Annotated in this window: 26 protein-coding genes and 1 pseudogene; 13 read left to right on the top strand and 14 right to left on the bottom strand. The window is 61.6% G+C overall.

The features are described from left to right. Positions 1–71: 71 nt before the first annotated feature. The gene (locus U367_RS0127245; protein ID WP_028619395.1) at positions 72–752 is read left to right on the top strand and encodes a spermidine synthase; all 681 of its coding nucleotides are present in this window, start codon (positions 72–74) and stop codon (positions 750–752) included. 4 nt (positions 753–756) lie between these two features. On the opposite strand, the gene U367_RS0127240 is transcribed toward U367_RS0127245, so the two are convergent. Beyond that, positions 757–1,677 (bottom strand): ParB/Srx family N-terminal domain-containing protein, encoded by a 921-nt coding sequence (locus U367_RS0127240; protein WP_028619394.1) that lies wholly within the window; start codon positions 1,675–1,677, stop codon positions 757–759. Between the two features lie 98 nt (positions 1,678–1,775). Here U367_RS0127240 and U367_RS0127235 point away from each other — a divergent pair, with 98 nt between their 5' ends. From U367_RS0127235 to U367_RS0127225, 3 genes are all read left to right on the top strand, one after another. Further along, positions 1,776–2,150 (top strand): YajD family HNH nuclease, encoded by a 375-nt coding sequence (locus tag U367_RS0127235; RefSeq protein ID WP_003210675.1) that lies wholly within the window; start codon positions 1,776–1,778, stop codon positions 2,148–2,150. A 160-nt stretch (positions 2,151–2,310) separates the two neighbouring features. Further along, positions 2,311–2,778, top strand: coding sequence for an RNA methyltransferase (locus tag U367_RS0127230; protein ID WP_003189607.1), 468 nt, complete (start codon positions 2,311–2,313; stop codon positions 2,776–2,778). 68 nt (positions 2,779–2,846) lie between these two features. Next, positions 2,847–3,197, top strand: a complete 351-nt coding sequence (locus U367_RS0127225) for a YgaP family membrane protein (RefSeq protein ID WP_028619393.1) — start codon at positions 2,847–2,849, stop codon at positions 3,195–3,197. Between the two features lie 107 nt (positions 3,198–3,304). Here U367_RS0127225 and U367_RS0127220 read toward each other — a convergent pair whose 3' ends face one another. Together U367_RS0127220 and U367_RS0127215 are read right to left on the bottom strand one after the other, a co-directional pair. After that, positions 3,305–4,525 carry a hypothetical protein gene (locus U367_RS0127220; protein ID WP_028619392.1) on the bottom strand — a complete coding sequence of 407 codons (1,221 nt, stop codon included), beginning with the start codon at positions 4,523–4,525 and terminating at the stop codon, positions 3,305–3,307. 12 nt (positions 4,526–4,537) lie between these two features. Then, positions 4,538–4,987, bottom strand: a complete 450-nt coding sequence (locus tag U367_RS0127215; RefSeq protein ID WP_003172524.1) for a YcgN family cysteine cluster protein — start codon at positions 4,985–4,987, stop codon at positions 4,538–4,540. A 154-nt stretch (positions 4,988–5,141) separates the two neighbouring features. On the opposite strand from U367_RS0127215, the gene U367_RS0127210 reads away from it, so the two are divergent. Beyond that, entirely contained in the window at positions 5,142–5,726 is a 585-nt protein-coding gene (locus U367_RS0127210) for a nitroreductase family protein (protein WP_028619391.1), read from the top strand. A gap of 35 nt (positions 5,727–5,761) precedes the next feature. Here the strand turns inward: U367_RS0127210 and U367_RS0127205 are convergent, their stop codons facing one another. From U367_RS0127205 to U367_RS0127185, 5 genes are all read right to left on the bottom strand, one after another. Continuing rightward, entirely contained in the window at positions 5,762–6,694 is a 933-nt protein-coding gene (locus tag U367_RS0127205; protein WP_028619390.1) for a D-2-hydroxyacid dehydrogenase, read from the bottom strand. 107 nt (positions 6,695–6,801) lie between these two features. Then, positions 6,802–7,095 carry a YcgL domain-containing protein gene (locus U367_RS0127200; protein ID WP_028619389.1) on the bottom strand — a complete coding sequence of 98 codons (294 nt, stop codon included), beginning with the start codon at positions 7,093–7,095 and terminating at the stop codon, positions 6,802–6,804. Then, positions 7,092–8,225 carry a ribonuclease D gene (gene rnd / locus U367_RS0127195; protein ID WP_028619388.1) on the bottom strand — a complete coding sequence of 378 codons (1,134 nt, stop codon included), beginning with the start codon at positions 8,223–8,225 and terminating at the stop codon, positions 7,092–7,094. Before rnd ends, U367_RS0127200 begins: the two co-directional genes overlap by 4 nt. Positions 8,226–8,347: 122 nt before the next feature. Then, positions 8,348–8,947, bottom strand: coding sequence for a class I SAM-dependent methyltransferase (locus tag U367_RS0127190; RefSeq protein WP_028619387.1), 600 nt, complete (start codon positions 8,945–8,947; stop codon positions 8,348–8,350). 100 nt (positions 8,948–9,047) lie between these two features. After that, the gene (locus U367_RS0127185) at positions 9,048–10,418 is read right to left on the bottom strand and encodes a glutamine synthetase family protein (protein WP_028619386.1); all 1,371 of its coding nucleotides are present in this window, start codon (positions 10,416–10,418) and stop codon (positions 9,048–9,050) included. 344 nt (positions 10,419–10,762) lie between these two features. Here U367_RS0127185 and U367_RS0127180 point away from each other — a divergent pair, with 344 nt between their 5' ends. After that, positions 10,763–11,536, top strand: a complete 774-nt coding sequence (locus U367_RS0127180; protein WP_028619385.1) for a transporter substrate-binding domain-containing protein — start codon at positions 10,763–10,765, stop codon at positions 11,534–11,536. Here the strand turns inward: U367_RS0127180 and cynR are convergent. Then, the gene (cynR, locus tag U367_RS0127175) at positions 11,511–12,377 is read right to left on the bottom strand and encodes a transcriptional regulator CynR (RefSeq protein ID WP_028619384.1); all 867 of its coding nucleotides are present in this window, start codon (positions 12,375–12,377) and stop codon (positions 11,511–11,513) included. The two genes, U367_RS0127180 and cynR, sit on opposite strands and share 26 nt — an antisense overlap. Positions 12,378–12,488: 111 nt before the next feature. Here cynR and U367_RS0127170 point away from each other — a divergent pair, with 111 nt between their 5' ends. The 3 genes from U367_RS0127170 to U367_RS0127160 are packed head-to-tail and all read left to right on the top strand — an operon-like array spanning position 12,489 to position 14,510. Next, complete coding sequence (locus U367_RS0127170) at positions 12,489–13,118, top strand: carbonic anhydrase (RefSeq protein ID WP_028619383.1); 630 nt, start codon at positions 12,489–12,491, stop codon at positions 13,116–13,118. Positions 13,119–13,145: 27 nt separating this feature from the next. Next, positions 13,146–13,616, top strand: a complete 471-nt coding sequence (cynS, locus tag U367_RS0127165; protein ID WP_028619382.1) for a cyanase — start codon at positions 13,146–13,148, stop codon at positions 13,614–13,616. 54 nt (positions 13,617–13,670) lie between these two features. After that, positions 13,671–14,510 carry a cache domain-containing protein gene (locus U367_RS0127160; RefSeq protein WP_028619381.1) on the top strand — a complete coding sequence of 280 codons (840 nt, stop codon included), beginning with the start codon at positions 13,671–13,673 and terminating at the stop codon, positions 14,508–14,510. Between the two features lie 115 nt (positions 14,511–14,625). Here U367_RS0127160 and U367_RS0127155 read toward each other — a convergent pair whose 3' ends face one another. Together U367_RS0127155 and pobA are read right to left on the bottom strand one after the other, a co-directional pair. Further along, complete coding sequence (locus U367_RS0127155; RefSeq protein ID WP_050587938.1) at positions 14,626–16,143, bottom strand: MDR family MFS transporter; 1,518 nt, start codon at positions 16,141–16,143, stop codon at positions 14,626–14,628. 66 nt (positions 16,144–16,209) lie between these two features. Further along, entirely contained in the window at positions 16,210–17,394 is a 1,185-nt protein-coding gene (gene pobA, locus U367_RS0127150) for a 4-hydroxybenzoate 3-monooxygenase (RefSeq protein ID WP_174890980.1), read from the bottom strand. Positions 17,395–17,583: 189 nt separating this feature from the next. Between pobA and U367_RS0127145 the strand changes: the two genes are divergently transcribed. Continuing rightward, positions 17,584–18,462, top strand: a complete 879-nt coding sequence (locus U367_RS0127145) for a helix-turn-helix domain-containing protein (protein ID WP_028619378.1) — start codon at positions 17,584–17,586, stop codon at positions 18,460–18,462. Here the strand turns inward: U367_RS0127145 and U367_RS1000000132115 are convergent. Continuing rightward, positions 18,455–18,631: a hypothetical protein gene (locus U367_RS1000000132115; protein WP_012722801.1), complete on the bottom strand. Its 177-nt coding sequence runs from the start codon at positions 18,629–18,631 to the stop codon at positions 18,455–18,457. The genes U367_RS0127145 and U367_RS1000000132115 overlap by 8 nt on opposite strands. Before the next feature lie 98 nt (positions 18,632–18,729). Then, positions 18,730–19,635, bottom strand: coding sequence for a LysR family transcriptional regulator (locus U367_RS0127135; RefSeq protein ID WP_028619377.1), 906 nt, complete (start codon positions 19,633–19,635; stop codon positions 18,730–18,732). 104 nt (positions 19,636–19,739) lie between these two features. Between U367_RS0127135 and U367_RS0127130 the strand changes: the two genes are divergently transcribed. From U367_RS0127130 to U367_RS1000000131870, 3 genes and pseudogenes are all read left to right on the top strand, one after another. Continuing rightward, positions 19,740–20,606 (top strand): MBL fold metallo-hydrolase, encoded by an 867-nt coding sequence (locus tag U367_RS0127130; protein ID WP_028619376.1) that lies wholly within the window; start codon positions 19,740–19,742, stop codon positions 20,604–20,606. Positions 20,607–20,639: 33 nt separating this feature from the next. Next, positions 20,640–21,254, top strand: coding sequence for an NAD(P)-dependent oxidoreductase (locus tag U367_RS0127125; protein ID WP_028619375.1), 615 nt, complete (start codon positions 20,640–20,642; stop codon positions 21,252–21,254). Between the two features lie 67 nt (positions 21,255–21,321). Further along, a pseudogene (locus U367_RS1000000131870) lies at positions 21,322–21,468 on the top strand (NAD(P)-dependent oxidoreductase); the annotation flags it as partial. Between the two features lie 56 nt (positions 21,469–21,524). Here U367_RS1000000131870 and U367_RS0127115 read toward each other — a convergent pair. Beyond that, positions 21,525–22,403 (bottom strand): LysR substrate-binding domain-containing protein, encoded by an 879-nt coding sequence (locus tag U367_RS0127115; protein WP_028619374.1) that lies wholly within the window; start codon positions 22,401–22,403, stop codon positions 21,525–21,527. Positions 22,404–22,454 lie beyond the last annotated feature (51 nt).

The following is a 22,454-nucleotide window of genomic DNA, read 5'->3' as shown; positions in this document are numbered from 1 at the left end:
TCCATGGCCTGACCGGAATGTCGTAAGGCTACTCCCAACCGCGCAAGAATGCCCTTCCCAATGAGATTTCCATGAAACGTTTCGTTCTGCTGGACACCACCCCGATCCCCGACAACGGCGGTGCCTTGTGCCTGTTCGAATACGGTGAAGATTTCGTCATCAAGATCCAGGGCGGTGACGGCGGCCAGTTGATGAACACGCGCATGCACGGTTCCGAAGATGCCTTGGCGGAGATCCCTTGCCGCAAAGTCGCCGGGCGTGCAGATTCACGGGTGTTGATCGGTGGCTTGGGCATGGGGTTTACCCTGGCGTCAGCCCTCAAGCACCTGGGCAAGACTGCCGAAGTGGTCGTGGCAGAACTGGTGCCTGGCGTTGTGGAGTGGAACCGTGGACCGCTGGGCGAAAAATCCGGCCGCCCGCTGCTGGACCCGCGCACGGTGATCCGCCTGGAAGACGTGGCCAAGGTGCTGCAGGCCGAGCCCCAGGGCTTTGACGCGATCATGCTGGACGTGGACAACGGCCCCGAAGGCCTCACGCAAAAGGCCAACAGCTGGCTCTACTCCGCCGGCGGCCTGGCCGCCTGCGCCAAGGCCCTGCGCCCCAAAGGCGTGCTGGCCGTGTGGTCGGCCAGCGCGGACAAGCTGTTCAGCGACAAACTGCGCAAGGCCGGTTTCAAGGCCGAGGAAGTGCAGGTGTTTGCCCATGGCAACAAGGGCACCCGACACACCATCTGGATTGCGCAGAAGGTGTGATCGGTTAGCGCAGGGAATTGCGGTAATCGATCACATACGGGACTTTTTTGTCGAAGGTCTTTTCCAGCTCATTTCGGTCGAGTTTGGTCATGCCGCCCAGTTGATGGGCGGTGAAACCGCTATCGCCGACCTGTGAGCCCGGCGCCAGGCTGACTATGCGCTTGGCCACGGCCTCAATGGCGTCCTTGTAGCCACCCTTCTTGTTCAGGTTGTACTTGCCTAGATCAATTTGAGTGCGCAGCCAGTTGCCCCAGTAGAACTCCAGGAACTCCGGCGCGATCTCCCCGGCCTCAGGCTTGCCATATGCAGCCTTGCGGGTGAAATACACCAGGCTGCGGAAAGTGTCGTCCTGCAGGTTCTTGAAGCCCAGGTGCGCCGGCAGTTGCTCGGGCGGCAGGGTCTGGCCTTGATTGTCCTTGAGCCAGACCTTGCGCGCAGCCTCCATGCGCTGCCAGAAGTTGGCCATGGTCGGGCTGTTGCTGAAGTCATCGGTGACCTTGACCCACATGTTCAGGCGAGGCCCTCCGCCGGGCACTTCCCACAAGGTGGTGAAACTGTGATGACCGTCGGTCAGGTACAACTGGCCGCCGGGGCCGACGACCACGGTTTTCATGTCGTCGGGATGGGTGCCCACCGGGTCCTTGCAGGTGAAGCTCGCCGGCTTGTGCAGGTCCGCGCTCTTGGGCACTTTGTCGGCCTCGCCCTGGCCGTTGGTTTCGCAGTATTCATCGAAGACCTTGGCGGGTTTGTCAGCGAACAGGCCGAGGCTGTAGTAAATCTGGTCAAAACCCACCACCGCCTGGGTCGGGTGCAATTGATCGAGGGCCACCTCGATCACCTGGCCGGGTTGTGGTGTAGAGAATGCCTGGGCTTGGGCCGTGAGCCCACACAACAACAGTGCAATAGTCCATGAGTGCAGACGCATGAGTTTCAGATCCCTATCGATAAAGTGAAGCGGTTATTTGCAACGCGAGCGGCTAGAATCAACCCTATCCGTGAACCCCAAAATAGCCAGGAGCCATGATGAGCTCGACCAACCCGCCCTCCCACACCGCCAAGCTGGACCGCATCCTTGCCGATGCCCAGCGCGACCGGGAAATGGGCTACCGCGATAAAGCCTTGAAAATGTACCCCCACGTATGCGGCCGCTGCGCCCGTGAGTTCGCCGGCAAACGCCTGAGTGAGCTGACCGTACACCATCGAAACCACAATCATGATGACAATCCCCAGGACGGTTCGAACTGGGAATTGTTGTGCCTGTATTGCCACGACAACGAACACTCGCGGTATACCGACCAGCAGTACTTCGGCGAAGGTTCTACCAGCAGCCCGACGATTGCCAAGGCCACGCATAACCCGTTTGCGGCGTTGGCTGGCCTTATGAAGAAAGACGACTGAAGATCTTCTTTGCCTGTTCTGGCCTCATCGCTGGCAAGCCAGCTCCTACAGAGGGAATGCATTCCCTGTAGGAGCCGGCTTGCCGGCGATTGCGATCGCCCAAGCAACTCTGCCCCCCAAGGCCGTATAATCGCCGTTTTCCTCCAAGGCACCCTTCCCCGTGGGCAATAAACGCTACAGCTGCATCGGTCTGTACAACCCCAAATCCCCCGAAAACGTCGGCTCGGTCATGCGTGCCGCCGGCTGCTACGGCGTGGCCTCGGTGTTCTACACCGGCGTGCGTTACGAGCGCGCGCGGGACTTCATCACCGACACCAAGAAAGTCCACCACGACATTCCGCTGATCGGTATCGATGACCTGAAAAAAATCCTGCCCCTGGGCTGCATCCCCGTTGCCGTGGAGCTGGTGGAAGGCGCTCGCCCCCTGCCGGAATACACCCACCCCGACCGCGCGCTGTACATCTTCGGCCCGGAAGACGGCTCCCTCGACAAAGAGATCCGCGACTGGTGCGAAGACGTGGTCTACATACCGACCACCGGCTGCATGAACCTTGCCGCCACCGTCAACGTCGTGCTCTACGACCGCCTGGCCAAGGGCAACAACACCCGCTCGGGTCCCAAGTACTGAGATTTAGGGAACATCCGGCGCCTGCGGGCAGTCAGCTATTTATCACTAGCCCTCGTTGGAGACAGATCATGAGCGACAGCAAAACCTTGCGACCTATCATCGAACATACGCCTTTCGAGACCCAGCCCACACAGAACGTGCATGGCTGGGAGCGCATTGGCTCGGTGGCCGGAGGCGTGATGATGGTCGGCAAAGGCCTGCGCCGTGGCGGGATTTTCGGTTTGATCCAGGTGGCCATCGGCGGTGTGGCGCTGGCCCGTGGTTTTACCGGGCACAGCTCGCTCAAGGACAAGCTGGAGCAGGGCCGCCAGGACATGAACGCGGTGCGCACTAAGATCGAACGCGCCGGGGCCGAGCTGAAGAATCTGAAGACCAAGGCTGAAGTGGCGGCCGAGAAGGCCACCAAAACCACCGGCTGACCCCACCCCGACCTGTAGGAGCCCGGCTTGCCGGCGATGGCATCCTTGAGAGCCCTATCGCCGGCAAGCCGGGCTCCTACAAGGCATTGCGGAGGCTCAGCAAGGGTTCAACGCAGCAGCTTGGTGTCCAGCACCACCGACGACTCGCCGATGATGCGCTCAGCCAGCTTCACAAACTCCGCGGTGGTAATGCTGTTGGCACGCATCACCGCCTGCGCGAGGTCATCCAATGACCGTTTGTTGTGAGTCTTCACGCGGATCTCGCGGTCCAGTTCCTGCAACACCACCACCGCCCGTGACACCGTCGCACCGCTGACGTGTTCGCCACGCAGGCTGGTCACGTCCTTGCCCTCCTTGGCCAACCGCGCCTGTATTGCCTGATACCGCTCGTCGGTGATACCACCGGCCCGACGTACCAGTTCGATGCCGTAGTACTCGGCCAGGCCTTCACTGATCCAGTCACTGGTGTCGTGATCATTGAAGCGCCCGATCGCCTGCACCACTTCACGTATCAACGGACTGCCGCCGTTTTCGCTGACCAGCGGCGTGCGGCTGTTGAGGTAGACCGAATCCCGCGCCGAGAACGCGCCACGGCGCATCGGGTCGCTGGCGCCCACCACCAGCAGTTTGGCCGGATGGCGCGGGAAGGCCGCTTCCACTTGGGGCCAGACGAAGGTCAGCAATGTCAGCACATCCATGCGGCGCATGGCCTGGCCCTTGGGCGAAGCCACGGTGACTTCCGTCTCGCCCAGGCGCACACGGCGGCTGCCGAGGTTGCCAGCGAGCATCCAGCCGGTGGGCCGGTCGAACAGGCGGGAGACGTTATCAATGCGGAATTTGTGCTTGCCGATGCGCGGCCAAGCGGTTTCAACGCTTTTCCAGCCGGCTGGCAGTTCGAACACCAGGCGTGAGACCAACTCGACGCCGTCTTGCTGGTCCAGTTTCGCCGTCGGCACCAGGTCTTCGCCGCGAAACAACGCCCAGCTCGGCGTCATCCGCGCTTCATAGATACCGGCCTTGCGTGCATGGGTGAGGCGTACGCGGTAGGTCAGGCTGGCTTTGTTGGCGCTGGGTTGCCACAGACCGCGATGCTCGGTGACGCTCCACTGGCCGTCGGCCTTGAAGTCGCTGTAGTCACCATCGGCACCAAGGTCGAAATTCAGGCTGCGCACCGCCGAGCCCTGGGACAGACTCACCCGCACCTCAGCCTGATCACTCTGGGGCAACAGTTTGACGTGATAATCCAGGTCGACTTTCTTCGCGCACCACGCCGATGTGCTCAGCGTCAGCAACACCAACGATGCCGCCAGCTTGATTGCCCCCCTCATACCCACTCCTTGTCAGCCCGCGCGGAAAATCAGGTAATCCTCCCAGTCGTCTTCGGGCACGCTGCCTTCGCTGAGCATGCGCCCGGACTGGGAAATGCGTTCGTGGTGCACGGCATCGCGGTCGCCGCAGACCAAGTGGTGCCACAGCGGCAGGTCCTTGCGTTCGCTGACCAGGCGATAGCCGCAGGTGGGCGGCAACCATTTGAACTGGTCGGCTTGGCCCGGCGTGAGCTGGATACAATCCGGCACTGACGCGCGACGGTTCGGGTAGTCGGTGCACTGGCAGGTTTTCAGGTCGAGCAGTTTGCAGGCGATCCGCGTGTAATAGACGCTGTTGTCGTCTTCGTCCTCTAGCTTTTGCAGGCAGCACAGGCCACAGCCGTCGCACAACGACTCCCACTCCTCCTGGTCGAGGTGCTCAAGGGTTTTGCGTATCCAGAAAGGTTCGACTTTGGCGGCCATGGCTCTACATCAGTATCGGTAGGTGAAAAGGCCGCCAGTCTAGTGCCCAAGGCCCCTGGGGCCAAGCGCTTACGACTGGCGGTGTTACAACACTTGTCAGTCTAGTGGCCGCGCAGTAGCTTTGAGCGCCGAATTGACGATCAGGAACTGCTCCATGACACGTGTTGCCGACTATCCGATCCACACCCAGTTCACCGACCGCTGGTCGCCCCGCGCCTTCACCGGCGAGAGCATCTCCAAGGAGACCCTGCTGAGTTTCTTCGAAGCCGCGCGCTGGGCGCCGTCCGCCTACAACTCGCAGCCTTGGCGCTTTCTCTACGCGCGCCGCGACACGCCGGACTGGGAGCGTTTCCTGGGCTTGCTGAATGAATTCAACCGTGGCTGGGCGCAACACGCGTCGGCCCTGGTGATCATCGCTTCGAAAACCGACTTCACCGCCCCCGGCGCCAACGAAGAAACCCCCGCCCTGTGGCACACTTTTGACACCGGCTCGGCCTGGGGCCACCTGGCGCTGCAAGCCAGCCTCAGCGGCTGGCACACCCACGGCATGGCCGGTTTCGATCAGGACCTGACCCGCAAAGAGCTGAAAATCCCGGAAGGTTATGCACTGCATGCCGCCGTCGCGATTGGCAAATTGGGGGACAAGTCGAACTTGCCGGAGTACCTGCAAGGTCGCGAAACGCCGAGCCCACGCCGGCCGTTGAGCGAGTTGGTATCGGAAGGTGACTTCAGCCTGTAATGCCAAGAGGAGCCGGCATGCCGGCTCCTCTGCTATCAGTAACCGCGCTCGAAATCCACGGTTCCACGCAATGCTTGCTTGGCCTGATACGCCCGCACATTTTGCACGAACAACTCCACCATCAATGCTGGTGACGTCGGTGCCGAACTGTGCCCGGTCAGCAACAGGCCCCACGCGGTCCAGAACGGATGACGTTGCGGCAGCGGTTCCTGGCGGCACACGTCAATCACCGCACCGGCCAGGTGCCCTTCTTTCAGGGCCTCGACCAAGTCCGCATCCACCACCGCCACTCCGCGCCCGACGTTGATAAACAACCCGGTCGGCTTGAATTGCTTGAACAGCGCAGCGTCGTACAGGTCATGGGTGCTCGGCGTGTTGGGCAGCAGGTTGATCACGTAGTCGACCTCGCCCACCAGACGGCCCAGGGCGTCAAGCCCGGCCACTTCGACAAACGGCGCCTGCTCTCGAGCGTTGCTGGCGATGCCGTACAGCTTCACGCCGAACGGCACCAGGAACTCGGCAACGCTCTGGCCGATATCGCCGGTGCCGACGATCAGCACCTTGCGCCCCGCCAGGCTCTGGCCCATGCGATTGTCCCATTTGCGCTCGACCTGGCTGACCAGACGTGCCAATACCTCACGTTCGTGGCCGAGCATATAGGTGAGGACAAATTCGGCCATGACCTGGCCATAAATGCCCACCGCACGGGTCAGGCGATAGTCTCGGGGCAAGCCTTCAGCCAGCAACGGGGTAATGCCGGCCCAGGTCGATTGCAGCCATTGCGGGTGATGGCCTTGGCGCAGCAGCGTCGCCAGCAGGTCCGGCTGGCCCAGCCAGACCGGGCAATCGGCGGCCAGGCGCGACAGTTCTGCCGAGTCGCCGCTGGTCAGCACTTCAAGGTCCGGTGCCGCTTCGCCCAGCAATTGGGCGTAGAGCGGGTGATCCTGTTCAGCAATCAGAACACGCATGCATAAAACCTTTCAAAAACAGTACGGACGGCTGCCCGCATCCTTACGGCCACCGCCCACTTATACGATTCCATTGAAGCAAGTGCCCAGGATAGAGCACCGGTCGATCACATCGGGTCGTTGCGGCGCAGCAGTTCTTCGGGCAAGTGCTCGATGTACTCGTCCTCGGGCGGCGGCATTTGCAGGTGGTAACCCTGTTTGTCGAGGTTTTCCAGCACCTGCACGATGTCTTCCTGTTGCAGTTTGCGTTCAGGCGTCAGCACCAGGTTGAACGCGAGCAGCGGCTGGCCGAACACCGCGAGCAAACCTTCGGGCACACGTTTCAGCTCATCACTTTTGAGTACGTAAAGGTACATGCCGGCGCGTTTGGTGCTGCGGTAAATGGAGCAAATACGTTTCAAGGCTGTTCTCCGGCGGTAGCCAGGCTGTCGAGCAGCGCCTGGCCCATCAACTCGCGGCGCCAGCCACGCAGCGAGTCTGGCAATTTATAAGGCCCATCGGGGTAGCCACTTTTGACCAGGGCTTCGAGGGTTTTCTTGCGCAGCATCAGTTCCGGCGCCATCTCCAGGCGTTCGGCTTGCGCCTGGCCAAGGGCGCGCAGTTGCTTGATCAGCGCGGCGGCATCCACCGGCAACGGTTCGGCAACGGCAGGCGGCCATTGGTCCATCGGCACGCTGCCGGCACGCTTGATCAGGTCCAGCAGGAACTGGCCGTCCTGACGCACGGTGCGCGGGTGCATGTCTTCGATCTTGCCCAGGGCGGCGAGGTTATCCGGCTGGGATTTGGCCAGGGGCCATAACGAGTGTTCGCGAATGATGCGGTTGCGCGGCAGGTCACGGGCGCGGGCCTGCTGCTCGCGCCAGGCGCACAGTTCACGCAGTACGGCGAGTTGGGCGCGGGACAGCTTCCAGGCCAGCTTGGCGTCGCGGTACACCTCGTAGGGGTCGACTTCGCGGCGCAGGTTGGCGACCAACTCCGCGCCGTCCTCCAGCACCCAGGCGTACTTGTCGTCCGACAGCTGCGGACGCAGGCGGGTGTAAACCTCGGCCAGGTGCACCGCGTCTTCGGCGGCGTAGCTGACTTGCGTCTCGGACAAGGGCCGCTGCAGCCAGTCCGAACGGGTCTCGCCCTTGGGCAGCTCGATATCCAGCACGGCTTGCACCAGGCGCGAATAGCCCATGGAGAAACCGAGGTTCAGGTAAGCGGCGGCCAACTGGGTGTCGAACAGCGGGACTGGCAGGCTGCCGGTCAAGCGCAGCAACACTTCCAGGTCTTCGCTGCAGGCGTGCACCACCTTGATCACCGCCGGGTTTTCCAGCAAGGCGGCCAAGGGTTGCCAGTTGTCGATGGTCAGGGGATCGATCAGGTAAGCGCGCACGCCATCACCAATCTGGATCAGCCCGGCAATGGGATAAAAGGTGTCGACCCGCATGAATTCGGTGTCGAGGGCGACGAATGGCAACTGCTGCCATTCGGCGCAATGCTGGCCGAGGCTATCGTTGTCGCAGATCCAGTGAATATCGATGGCCACACGGCTCTCCCTTGAAGAATGGCGCGCAGTATATATCGCGAAAGGGGCTAGCGAGCATCCGCAGTGCACAGGCAACCATGAAAACTCAGACAGGAGTTGAAGAATAGTCCGACAGGCGGGACTTATCCTCTCTTACGCAGCACGTAGACCCGCCACAGGCTTGAGCCGGGCATGAATTCTTGATGATGCAGGACCTTGAAGCCCGCCTGGCGGAACTCATCATCGACGCAGGTACGGGAGTTGACCGAGACAATCACCGTATCGCGGCTGACCCGGTGGAACTCGCGCAGTAGGGCCAAGCGCCCTTCACTGCTGGGCACATGGCGAAACAATTCCAGGCAGAAAATGCAATCCACCGCATTCGCCGACAAGCTGATGGAGAACGCCGAGCCCTGGAAGGTCTTGACGCGTTTGAGCAAGGACGCCGGGTGATGGGTGCGGGCATGGTCGAGCATGTCCTGGGAGTTGTCCGACGCCAGGATCACCCGGTTGACGTGTTCGGCCAGCACAGGCCAGAAACGCCCCGAGCCACAGGCCAGGTCCAACACCAACCCAGGTTCACCGGCGACTTTAAGCGCCTGGCGAACCATCCGCTCGTCGCGCCACGACGCCAGTCGCTGCCGCAGCCCTGGCGGCCGTGTATCGCCGCAGACCCTGGCGTGCTCACGGTCACAGCGCTCGGCGTATTCAATCTCGATGGAGGATGGTGGTTGTGGCGACATCGCGGGCTCATGTGGGTGGAACGGCAGTGAACGACCTTGATTCGCAGCTTAACCAGTGCAATGTCAAAAAAAGGTCGAAACGTTCACCACCGAAGCCTGTTCACGCCTGATGCAGATACCAGCGCCAATCCTGCTCGCCCACTTCGCCCATGAACTGGCGATATTCGGCGCGCTTGACCGCCAGGTACACGTCGAGGAATCCACTACCGAACGCGTCCCGCGCCCAGCTCGAACCTTCCAGGGCACGTAGCGTGGTCAACCAGTCGGTAGGCAGCAACTCCTTGGCCTGGGCGTAGCCATTGCCTTCTACCGGGGCGCCGGGGTCACGCTGCTCACGGATGCCGCGATGGATGCCGGCCAGAATCGCGGCGGCGGCCAGGTAGGGGTTGGCGTCGGCACCGCAGATTCGATGCTCGATATGTCGAGAACTCGCTGGCCCGCCCGGCACGCGCAGGCTGACGGTGCGGTTGTCCACGCCCCAAGTGGCGGCCAGAGGCGCGTAGCTGTTGGTCTGAAAGCGGCGGTAGGAATTGGCATTGGGGCAGAACATCAGCAAGGAATCGAGCAAGGTGCTGAGCATGCCGCCCACCGCCTGGCGCAACAGCGGCGTGCCGTCGGTGGCTTCGCTGGCGAACAGGTTATTGCCCTCGGCATCCGCCAGGCTCACGTGCATGTGCATGCCGGTGCCGGCCAGGTCGTCGAACGGCTTGGCCATGAAGCAAGCCGTCATCCCGTGCTTATGCGCCACACCTTTGACCAAGCGTTTGTAACGCACCGCTTCGTCCATCGCTTGCAGGGCGTCGGCGCGATGCTCCAAGGTGATTTCCACCTGGCCTGGGGCGTATTCGGAGATTGCCGTGCGCGCCGGGATGCCTTGCAGTTTGCAGGCGCTGTAAAGGTCAGCAAGGAAGGGTTCGATCTGCTCCAGCTCGCGCAGGCCGTAGACCTGAGTCGAGCGCGGGCGCCCGCCGTCCACATCCCGCGCCGGTTGCGGGCGGCCGTTGCTGTCGGGTTTCTGGTCGAGCAGGTAGAACTCCAGTTCCGCCGCCATCACTGGGTAATAACCGTCGGCCTTGAGTCCATCGATCACCTTGGCCAGCAAATGCCGGGGATCGGCGACGGTCGCGGGCAGGCCTTCGGTGGGGTGCATGCTGACTTGCACGGCTGCCGTCGGAATCAGGCGCCACGGCATGCGCTGCAAACTGCCGCTGATCGGATAGGCGCGGCAATCAATATCACCCACCTCCCACACCAGCCCGGAGTTTTCCACGTCGTCGCCATTGATGGTCAGGCCAAGAATGGTACTGGGCAACGGCCGGCCGCTTTCATACACCGCCAGCAACTCATCGCGGTGCAGCAACTTGCCGCGTGGCACGCCGTTGTTGTCGAGGATAAACAGCTCGAACATCTCGATGTCCGGGTTTTGTTCGAGGAAGGACTGGGCTTCGTGCAGGCAGGCAAAGACACTCATGGGCATTCTCATACGTGTGGGTCAGGCAGGCGCGCAGGTGCACGCCATCCAGGGGATGGATCAACGTAGGAATGCGCTATCTGGTGGGCGTGCGTGTCGGCAGTGAAACAGTGCCCAGAACGCGAGATCGGACGGCAGTATCGCGGGGTGGGTGTCGGAGGAGCCGTCCATGCGGGGATCACAGTGCTAGAGGTAACCGCCAGCGTCACACGCCTGCACAGGTGATTAAATTCAGGGTTGACGGAGTTTGGTTGCGACTTGGCTAAACATTCGCCGCGCCTTGCTACCTGGCCCGGTGCTGGAAATAATGAGCGCCCACGCCCATGCCCCAAGGACTCGACCGCATGAAAGCTCCTTTCGCCCTCTGTGTACTGGCAAGTCTGGCCACCAGCGCCCTGGCCGACACCGCGCCTTCGCACCTCGACCAAGTGCTCCAGCGCGGCACGCTGACCGTTTGCACCACCGGCGACTACAAGCCCTACACCTCGCTGCGCGCCGACGGCAGCTATGAAGGCATCGACATCGCCATGGCCGAGTCCCTGGCCAAGAGCCTCAACGCAAAGATCCAATGGGTGCCCACCACCTGGAAAACCCTGATGCCGGACTTCCTGGCCCAGCGCTGTGACATTGCCGTGGGCGGGATTTCGGTGTCGCTGGAGCGCCAGAAAAAAGCCTTCTTCAGCCAATCCCTGGGCGTCGACGGCAAAATCCCGTTGGTGCGCTGTGCCGATGTGCAGCGCTACCAGACCGTCGAACAGATCAACCAGCCCCAGGTACGCGTCATCGAACCGGCCGGCGGCACCAACGAAGTATTCGCCCGTGCCCACTTGGGCCAGGCGCAGATCCGCCTGCACGACAACGTGACCATCTTCGATGAACTGCTGGCAGGCAAGGCCGATGTGATGATCACCGACGCCAGCGAAGCGCGTTACCAGCAGAAGCTCAAGCCGGGGCTGTGTGCGGTGAACCCCGAGCGGCAGATGCAGTACAGCGAAAAAGCCTTCCTGTTACCCCGTGATGATGTGGCCTGGAAAAGCTACGTCGATCAATGGCTGCACCTGAGCCAGGCCACGGGAGCCTATGACGCTATCGTCAGCCAGTGGCTGGCCGCGCCTTGATCAACGACACGAAGGCGCGACACGCGGCACTGCGATAGGCGCCCTTGCGGCTCAGCAGTGCCGCGGTGCGTTGCGGCAATGCAGGGCTGATTGCCACTGCGTTCAAACCTGGCTGGGCCTCGGCGATTGCACTGGGCAGGATGGTCGCCAGTGCCGTGGTGCGCACGATTTCAATGATTGCACTGATGGAGTTGGCCTCCATAGCAATCAAAGGGCTTATGCCCTGGGCACGGCAGTAATCGTCGATGTAGCGGCGGGTCGCAAAGCCGGTGTTCAACAACACTAGGGGTTGCGCCAGCCACTGCCGACTGTCCACTCCCGGATGATTGGCGCCGACCACCACACTCAGCGTTTCAACAAACAGCCCTTCGCACTCGATATCCGGCAGATGCTCGCCGGTAAAACCTATGCCGATGTCCAGCGCGTCTTCCGCCAAGGCGGCTTCCATGCGGTCCTGGGTCAGCTCCTCGATGCTCACCGTAATCCCCGGATACCGCTGGTTGAACTGCGCCAGCAACGGCCCGATCAGGTAGGCGGTAAAAGTCGGTGTCATGGCCAGGCGCAGGTTGCCCCGGCTCAAGTCCTGCACGTCATGCATGGCGCGGGTGCCAGCCTGCAAGTCCTGCAAGGCCAGCCGTGCAAAGCGCACATAGGCCTCGCCGGCGTCGGTCAGGCTGACGCTGCGCCCGGAGCGGTCCAGCAGCGGTGCACCCAAGGTGTCCTCCAACTGCTTGATCTGCTGCGACAAGGTCGGCTGCGACACATGCAGCGCCTCGGCGGCGCGGGTGAAATTGCGGTGTTCAGCCACCGCCAGCAGGTAACGGATATGGCGCAGCAGCATCGAAGCCCCCAACTATAGGCATGACCAATGGAAACCATAATAAGCCGGTCTTGGACGCTATAGCTGAAAACTTCCATCCTTGCCCCATCAGCGACGCAAGGAGAACCTCCCATGCAACATCTCATCGACGGCTTCCGCAAATTCCAGGCCGAAGCCTTTGCCCAACGCAGCGACCTGTTCAAACACCTGGCGACCACGCAAACCCCGGGCACACTGTTTGTGTCCTGTTCCGACAGCCGTGTAGTCCCCGAGCTACTGACCCAGCAAGAACCGGGAGACCTGTTCGTAATCCGCAACGCCGGCAACATCGTGCCGTCCTACGGCCCGGAGCCGGGCGGTGTATCGGCCACCGTCGAATATGCGGTGGCGGTGCTGGGGGTCAGTGACATTGTGATCTGCGGCCATTCCGACTGCGGGGCGATGACTGCCATCTCCACCTGCAAATGCCTGGACCACCTGCCCGCCGTGGCCAATTGGTTGCGCCATGCAGAGTCGGCCAAGGTGATTAACGCCGCACGCCAGCACACATCCGATGCCGCCCGCTTGAGCGACTTGGTGCGCGAAAACGTGATCGCCCAGTTGGCCAATCTCAAGACCCACCCCTGCGTCGCCCTGGCCCTGGAACAAGGCCGACTGACGTTGCACGGCTGGGTGTACGACATCGAAACCGGCGCCATCGACGCCCTGGACAGCCGCAGCGGGCGTTTCGTGTCGCTGCTCAATCAGATCCACGCTGCCTGACCCCATTTCAACCAAGAGGACAACACCATGTTGCAATCCAACTTCTCACAAACCCCACGCCTGGCCCTGGCCGACACCGTTATCGACCTCAAGGCACGCAAGAACCTGTCCTGGCAAGACCTCACCGACGGCACCGGGCTCAGCTTGGCGTTCGTCACCGCCGCCCTGCTCGGCCAGCATCCGCTGCCCAAGGACGCTGCGGACGTGGTCTGCGACAAGCTCGGCCTGGACCAGGACGCCAGCCGCCTGCTGCAAAGCGTGCCCCTGCGCGGCAGCTTCCCCGGCGGCGTGCCAACCGACCCGACGATGTACCGCTTCTACGAAATGCTTCAAGTCTATGGCACCACCCTCAAGGCGCTGGTCCATGAGCAGTTCGGCGACGGCATCATCAGTGCAATCAACTTCAAGCTGGACATCAAGAAGGTCGAGGACCCGGACGGCGGCTCCCGCGCGGTGATCACCCTGGACGGCAAGTACCTGCCGACCAAACCCTTCTGAGTCGCCCGTGACCGTCTACGCTCTTGTCACATCAACAAGAACGAGGGACGGGTAATGAAGGTAGTGTTCCAACTCACCTGGCTGCTGCTGTTGTGTTTCAGCCAGGTGCACGCTGAAACGACTCAGGATGAAGACGCCAAGGCGGCCAAGGCGCTGCTGGAAAAAGCCTTGGTCTACTACCAGAGCAACGGCGACAAGGCGTTTGCCGCCTTCAGTCGACAGGGCGAATTCGTCGACCACGATCGCTATGTGTTTGTGGTCGACACGAAGGGCATGCTGCTGGCCAGCGGTGGTCCATCCTCCGCCTTGATCGGCCGTGACGTGTCCGAAGTCCTCGGGCCGGATTTGCGCCAGTCCTTCAAAGATGCGCTCAAGGTGCCGGAAAGCCAGGGCATCCAGCAGGCCGACTATCGCTGGCAGAACTGGAACGATGGCAAGGTCGAACACAAGCACGTGTTTTATCAGCGTGTGGGCGAACGCATCCTCGCGGTGGGTTATTACCTGCCACGGGCCACGCCGGAACAGGCCCGGGCCCTGCGCAACAAGGCGGCAACCGCCTTGCTCAAGGATGAAACCGGCACACTCAAGGCCATCAACTCATTGCAGGGTGGTTTCCTGCAGGATGACCTTTATGTGTTCGTGGTTGACCTCGATACCCAGCGCTATGTAGCCCACGGCACCAACCTGCGCCTGGTCAACACCGATTTCAGCAAGATCAAGGACCCGGACGGCAAGCCGGTGGGTGAGCCGATCCTCAAGTTGATGGCCGAGCAGGACCAGGGCGAATACAAATACCGCTGGAAAAACCCGGTGACCGACAAGATCGAGAACAAGCATGCGTATGTGCGCAAGGCTGGGCATTTCATGGTGGCGGTGGGTTATTACAGCCCCTGATCAAAATTGAAATGCATTCCCCCTGTAGGAGCTGGCTTGCCGGCGATGGCGTTGTATCAGTAACCCATATATTGACTGACCCACCGTCATCGCTGGCAAGCCAACTCCTACAGGGTTAGCGTGCTTTGTCTTCACGGCCACGCAGCACCCGATTGGGCATCGCAATCGCCGCCGCCAGCCCCAGCAGTGACACCGCCGCACTGACCATCAACAAATGCCGGAACGTCACCGCCAACTCCCCGCGCAGGGCATCCTGCGCCGGGCCGGGGGCGGCGTTGAGGCCGTCGAGCAGCACGTTGCCGGAACTGCCTTCGGCCACCAGCGCGCCGCTGGCCAGGTGGGCGAAGCTGGAGTCCTGCAACAGCGCCAGCAACAGTGCCGACATGCACGCCACCCCCACCGCCCCGCCCAGGGAACGGAACAGGTTGGTGGTGCTGGTGGCGACGCCGATATCGCGCTGCTCCACCGAGTTTTGCGTGCCCACCAGGGACGTCGGGAATTGCATGCCGGCCGCAATGCCGCACAGCAGCATGAACAAGGCCGTCAGCCCCACCGCCTGCGGCGCGCTCAGGGCCATGCCGAGAATGGCGAAGGGGCTCAATAGCGCGCCGCTGAGGATCATCGGCTTATAGCGCCCGGTCACTGAGGTCATGCGCCCGGCAAAATAAGCCCCCATCGGCAAGCCCATGGCCAATGGCAGCAAGTGCAGCGCCGCGCTGTCCGCGCCGGAACCGGTCACCGTCTGATAACGCAGCGGCATCAGCACCGTCAGGGAAATCGCCTGGAAGCTGGTGAAAAAGATCGTGCACCAGCACAACACCGCACTGCGGTTGGCAAACAAATGCATCGGCAACAACGGCTCCCGCGCCCGGCGCTCGTGCCAGACAAACACCGTCAACGCCACCAACGCACAGGCAAGCAGCCCCAGCACCTGATCATCGCGCCAATGATGACCCTGGCCAATTTCGGTGATGCCCAGCAACAAGGCCGTCAGGCCAATGATCATCAGCACAGTGCCGAGGTAATCGATGATCGGCTTGCGCTGCGGCACCGGCAAACCCACTAGCGTGCGATGAGCCACATACCAGGCGCCGGCGCCCAGGGGCAGGTTGATCAGGAACACCCAGCGCCACGACAGGTACTCGGTCATGTAGCCGCCCAGTACCGGCCCGGCCACGCTGGCCACCGCGTACATGCTGCTGAAATAGCCCTGGTAGCGGCCACGTTCACGGGGCGGGATGATGTCGCCGATGATCGCCTGGCTCACCGAAATCATGCCGCCAGCGCCGATACCCTGGAGGATCCGCGCCAGCACCAGTTGCTCCATGCTTTGCGCCATGCCGCAGAACAGCGAGGCCAGGGTGAACAGGCCCATGCCGATCAGCATCATCGGCCGCCGCCCGTACAGGTCACCGAGCTTGCCGTAGATCGGCACCGCCACGGTCATCGCCACCATGTAGCCGGAGATGACCCAGGCCAGCAGGTTGACGTCATGGAACTGGGCGGAGATCGCAGGCATGGACACGGCGACAATGGTCTGGTCCAACGCCCCCAGGAAGATCGCCATCATCAGTGAGGCGAGAATGCTGCGCACAGCGGGCAGTGGCGGAACAGGCTGATTGAGGTGCGTCACGGCAGGACCTTCGAGCAGGGCCCGCGGGAAAAGGCGGCCCACGGGAATGCTCAATACGATAGCAGGCTATTCGATAGCTTCGTATGGAAGTCCGACGTAATTTTCTGCGATGGTCTTGCGCCCCGCCTCGGAGTGGATGAAGTACTCAAGCTCACTCTCGGCGATGCGCTGGCTGAAACCGTCGGCCTCGGGAAACTGATGCAACATCGAGGTCATCCACCAGGAAAACCGCTCGGCCTTCCACACCCGCCGCAGGCAAATGGCGGAATAGCGCTCCAGCAGATCCACCCGCCCTTCGCCGTAAACCTTGAGCAAGATCCGGTACAGAGTGCTCACATCACTGGCCGCCAGGTTCAAGCCCTTGGCGCCGGTGGGCGGCACGATATGCGCCGCATCGCCGAGCAGGAACAGGCGCCCGTACTGCATGGGCTCCACCACAAAACTGCGCAGCGGTGCGATGCTTTTTTCAATCGACGGGCCGGTCACCAACTGATCGGCGAGGTGGCTGGGCAGGCGGGTTTTCAGTTCGTCCCAGAAGCGTGCATCGGACCATTCGTCAATCGGTTCCTCCACCGGCACCTGCAGGTAGTAACGGCTGCGCGTCGGCGAACGCATGCTGCACAGCGCAAAGCCGCGCGCGTGCTTGGCGTACACCAATTCAGCGTGTACCGGCGGCGTATCGGCGAGGATGCCCAGCCAACCAAAGGGGTAGACCCGCTCGAAGACCTTGAGCGATTCAGCCGGAATCGATTGGCGTGCAATACCGTGATAACCGTCGCAACCGGCGATGTAATCGCACTCCAGGCGAAAGGATTCGCCCTGATGTTCAAAGGTCAGCCAGGGTCGATCACTTTTGAGATCGTGAGGCTGCACATTGCGCGCTTCATACAGGGTGGTGGCACCGGCGGCGGCACGGGCGGCCATCAGGTCGCGGGTGACTTCGGTCTGTCCGTAGATCATCACCGATTGACCGCCTGTCAGGCCCTTGAGGTCGATATGGGTGAGTTGACCGTTCAGCGCCAACTCGAAACCATCATGCACCAGGCCTTCGCTGTCCATTCGCTGACTGACACCCGCCTGCCTCAGCAGGTCGACCATGCCTTGTTCCAGCACCCCGGCACGGATGCGGCCCTGCACGTAATCGGCGCTCTGACGCTCTAGGATAAGGGTCTCGATCCCTGCCTGATGCAGCAGTTGACCAAGCAGCAGTCCAGAAGGACCGGCGCCGATAATAGCGACTTGGGTTTTCAGCGTTTTCATTATTTTTATGGTCCGCAATTTCCACTCGAACGGATCGGGTGAAAGAGTTGTCATTGATCTTGTTGCTGACATTTTTCACTTGAGTGAGCGGCATAAGAAGGTGAAAACTGAGCCAAAGCCTGCGCTTTTTGCCAATCGGGGCGATTACCGCACCACTCTTTCGAGTATCGGGTTGAAACCATGACCAAAACCGCAATTCCGGTCTTCAAGCTTTACGGGGAACACCAGCAATGGCCCACCCCCGATTTGTTGCACTGCGAAACCATTTCCCGGCGCAGTCGGGAATACCAGTGGGAAATCCAACCCCACCGGCACGCGGATCTGTGCCAGTTGCTGTACGTGCACAAAGGTCAGGCACAGTTGGAGATCGAAGGCCAGCGCACCACGCTGAACGAAGCGACCCTGCAAGTACTGCCACCCTTGTGCGTGCATGGGTTCCGCTTTCCCGAGGACGTCGAAGGTTACGTGGTGACGCTATCGGCGCCGTTGGTCAGCCACCTGCAAACCCAACTGGGTACAACGGTGGACGGTTTGCAGACACTCGGCAGTTACCCGGCGGGCAAAGACAGTGATTACCTGAACAGCCAGTTCGCGCGCTTGCAGGAAGAATACGCCGATGAACAACCGGCACGGGACATGATGCTGCACGCGTTGGTCAGCGTCTTGCTGGTGTGGATCAGCCGCCAGGCCATCCAGCGCCGTCACCCTCGCGCGCCACGGGGGCGTGAATACTTTCGGCGCTTTACCCAGTTGGTCGAGCAGCATTACCGCGAACACCCGAAGATCGAGGATCTTGCCCACAAGCTGGGCATCTCGGTCTCACACCTGAACGGGACGTGTCGGGAGTTGGGTGGGCAACCTGCGCTACAGATCATGCATGACCGCCAATTGCTGGAAGCCAAGCGCCTGCTGACTTACACCAGCATGACCATCAATGAGATGTCGGAGGTGTTGGGTTTTTCCGACCCTACCAACTTCTCTCGACTGTTTCGCCGACGGGTCGGGTTCTCACCCAAGGCGTTTCGCGAGCAGTTGAAGGCCGAACAACCGGCTACCTGAGCGCGCTGAAACTACCGGTGTGGGGAACACATTGATCCTGATGGCAGCTGATCGCAAAGGTCGGCTGCATACGGGTTTGCTCCACGCGGTAGGCGGCGGTCCCGTAGAGTGCGCTGGCAATGGCGCACAGGCTGAAAATCATCAGGTACTTTCTGGTTTTAATGCTCATGGCACAGACCTCTGCGGATCTACAGGGTGCTGTCTAAAGCATAGGTCAACCCGGCCAAGTTGCCATTATCGGACGACATTCAACAGGTTGATCCCGGCCTAAAGACCGACATCCCACGACGGCTCCTCCGGGAACCGCAGCACCAGGAAATCCAACAGACTGCGCAACGCCGACGGCATGTGCTTGCGCGAGGCGTACACCGCGTAGATGTTCATCTGCCGCGGCTCGGCGTCGGGCAGCAGGCGCACCAGTTCGCCGCGCCGGATGTAATCGCCGGCCTGGTAAGTGGGCAACATCGACACCCCTGCACCGGCCAACGTTACGCGTAACAACGTGCTGGCCTCGTTGGAGGTGATATTGCCGTTGATCGGCACCGAGACAGGCTCCCCACGCTCCTCGAAATGCCACAGGCTTTTGCCGAAATAGGAATGGGTGAGGCAATTGTGCCCGGCCAGATCCTCGACTTTCCGAGGGGACGGATGCTCCAAAAGATAAGCCGGCGAAGCACACACCACCGAGCGGCACACCGTCAGGCGTCTGGCAATGAGATTGGGGTCCAGGTCGCTGCTGGTGCGGATAGCCAGGTCGATGCGCTCATCCACCAGGTTCACCGTGCGATCAAGCATCTGCAGGTCGACCGTCACCAGCGGGTAGCGCTTGACGTACTCGGCAATGGCCTGGGCCAGTTGCGCTTGGCCGAACGAGGTGCTGACGCTCAGGCGCAGCAAACCACGAGGCGCGTCATCGGGCTCGCTGACGGCGGCTTGCATGTCGCCACACAATTCCAGCAATTGCCGACAGCGTGGCAGGGTTTCACTGCCCGCCGCCGTCAGGCTGAGCTTGCGCGTGGTGCGGTGCAGCAAACGCGCCCCCACCCAGTCTTCCAGCTCCGCCAGGTAACGCGACACCACCGGGCGCGACAGGTCCAGATGATCGGCGGCAGCGGACTGGCTGCCCAGGTCCACCACCGTGACAAACACGCGCATTGCTTGAAGACGATCCATGATCTGTCCACTTTCAGAAACAAACTATGTCCCAGCATCGCATTTTTAGTCTGGTTTTGTGCAACTAAGCTCTGTGCATCCTTTACCGATGCTGGAGCTGCCCGATGTTCTCAACCTTCAAGCGCTTGACCCTGGCCGCGGCCGCCCTGGCCTTCGCCGCCCATGCGGCCGCGGCCGACCTCAAGCTGGATGTCTACAACCCAGGCGAAGCCGCGATCTTCCCGGTCAGCTCGGTGCTGGTCAGCGGCGCCAAGGACGCGATCCTGGTCGACGCCCAATTCGGCAAAGGCCAGGCCGAACAATTGGTGCAGAAGATCCGTGCCAGCGGCAAACACCTGACCACCATCTACATCAGCCATGGCGACCCGGACTATTACTTCGGCCTCGACACCCTCACCACCGCCTTCCCCGACGCCAAGGTGCTGGCGCCACAACCGGTGGTCGACCACATCAAGGCCACCGTCGCCGGCAAGCTTGAGTTCTGGGGCCCGAAAATGGGTGCTGACAAGCCGGCCAAAACTATCGTGCCGCAGGTCCTCGAAGGCCATAGCTTGAGCCTGGAAGGCCAGCAACTGGAGGTGATCGGCCTGGACGGCCCACAGCCGGATCGCAGCTTTGTGTGGATCCCGTCGATCAAGGCCGTGGTCGGTGGCGTAGTCGTCTCCGAAAACATCCACCTGTGGATGGCCGATACCCAGAGCGCGCAGTCCCACAAGGATTGGCTCGCCACCCTGCAACGCATTGAACAACTGAAGCCGCGCACCGTGGTGCCTGGCCACTACCTGGGCACGCCATCCCTGAAATCCGTGTCCTTTACCGCCGACTACATCAAGGCCTTCGACGCCGAGACCGCCAAGGCCAAGGATTCCACCGCCCTGATCGCGGCCATGAAAAAGCGTTACCCCACCCTCGCCGACGAAAGCTCGCTGGAACTGAGCGCCAAAGTCGCCAAGGGCGAAATGAAGTGGTGAACCGTTTCAAACCCTAACGTACTGGAGAACGTCATGAGCAAGATTGCAATCATTGGTGCCACTGGCCGTGCCGGTAGCCAACTGCTGGAAGAAGCGCTGCGTCGTGGTCACACCGTCACCGCCATCGCACGCAATACCGACAAGCTGGCCGTGCGCCCTGGCGTCACCGTCAAACAAGTCGACGCCCTGGATGCCAACGCCCTGGAACAGGCGGTGAGTGGTAGCGACGTGGTGATCAGCGCGGCGCAATTCGCCACCCTGCCCGCCAGCGCCGTGATCGGGCCGGTGAAGAAAGCCGGGGCGAAACGCCTGCTGGTGGTGGGCGGTGCCGGTTCACTGCTGCTGCCGGGTGGCGGTCGGGTGATCGACAGCGAAGGTTTCCCGGCTGAGTACAAAGCCGAAGCCAGCGCAGGGGCTGCGTTTCTCGACACGCTGCGTCAGGAAAAAGAGCTGGATTGGACCTTCCTGTCGCCATCGGCCGAATTCGTCGAAACCGAGCGCACCGGCACATTCCGTGTGGGCCTGGATGATCTGCTGGTGAGCAGTGAAGGCCGCAGCTGGATCAGCTTTGCTGACTACGCCATCGCCTTGATCGACGAAGTGGAAACACCCAAGCACTCGCGCCAACGTTTCACCGTCGGCTACTGACACCGCGCGGTTAAAAACTGTGGGAGCGGCGGTTCGACGCTCCCACATTTGGATCCTCAGTGTCTNCACCGGCACATTCCGTGTGGGCCTGGATGATCTGCTGGTGAGCAGTGAAGGCCGCAGCTGGATCAGCTTTGCTGACTACGCCATCGCCTTGATCGACGAAGTGGAAACACCCAAGCACTCGCGCCAACGTTTCACCGTCGGCTACTGACACCGCGCGGTTAAAAACTGTGGGAGCGGCGGTTCGACGCTCCCACATTTGGATCCTCAGTGTCTTGGGGACTGTGCCTGACTCACCAACCAATCCATCAAGGCTTCCAGACCCGCCGAAGGCTCGGCCCCCGGTGGATACACCAAGTAATACCCCATCCCCGTCGGCACCCTTAACTCAAACGGCATCACCAACCGCCCCGCCTTCAAATCCTCGCCAATCAACGCACTGTCGCCAATCGCCACGCCGGAACCCTGGGACGCCACCGTCATCGCCAGATCCAGCGTTTCAAAATGATGCCCCTGGCTCAAATTGCCCAGTCGCGTCTGCGCCGCCTTGAGCCACAATGCCCAATCCCGCTCATCCCGCGTGGGGTGCAGCAAGACCTGTTGTTGCAAATCTTGCGGTGTGTGCAAGCCCGCAAGCAGTGCCGGTGCACAGACCGGCGTGAGCTGTTCGTCGAACAGATGCCGCGCCGCGCTCGATTGCTCGGCGATGGGTGCATAGATCACCGCCGCGTCGAATTGCTCGCGGCGAAAGTCCACGGTGTAGGCCACGGTGGTGGTGAGTTCAACCGGCACGTCCGGGCGTTCCTTCTGCCACTGCATCAGGCGCGGCAGCAGCCAGCGCATCACACAAGTGGACGCCTTGAGTTGCAAGGTCTGGCGGCGACTGCCGATCTGCTCCACCGCTTCGCCAAGCAGGCCAAACACCTGCTGTGCGCGCAGTGACCATTCGCGGCCTGCGTCGGTCAGGCTCAGACCCCGCGCCTGGCGTTGGAACAGCGCATAGCCCAAATGACTTTCCAGCCCTGCAATCTGCCGGCTCACCGCGCCCTGGGTGATGTGCAACTGCTCGGCAGCGCGCGTGAAGTTGCAGCACTGGGCCGTGACCCAGAACGTGTGCAGCGCGGGCAGTGGCGGGAGGCGTTTCATAGGGGGGCAAGCCATGACGTGAGGACATGGCTAGTATGACTTTTTATCGAT

The sequence above is a fragment of the Pseudomonas canadensis genome (assembly GCF_000503215.1).
GTDB lineage: Bacteria > Pseudomonadota > Gammaproteobacteria > Pseudomonadales > Pseudomonadaceae > Aquipseudomonas > Aquipseudomonas canadensis.
Note: the sequence above shows the minus strand (reverse complement) of the source record. Positions and strands in the feature narration are given on the sequence as shown.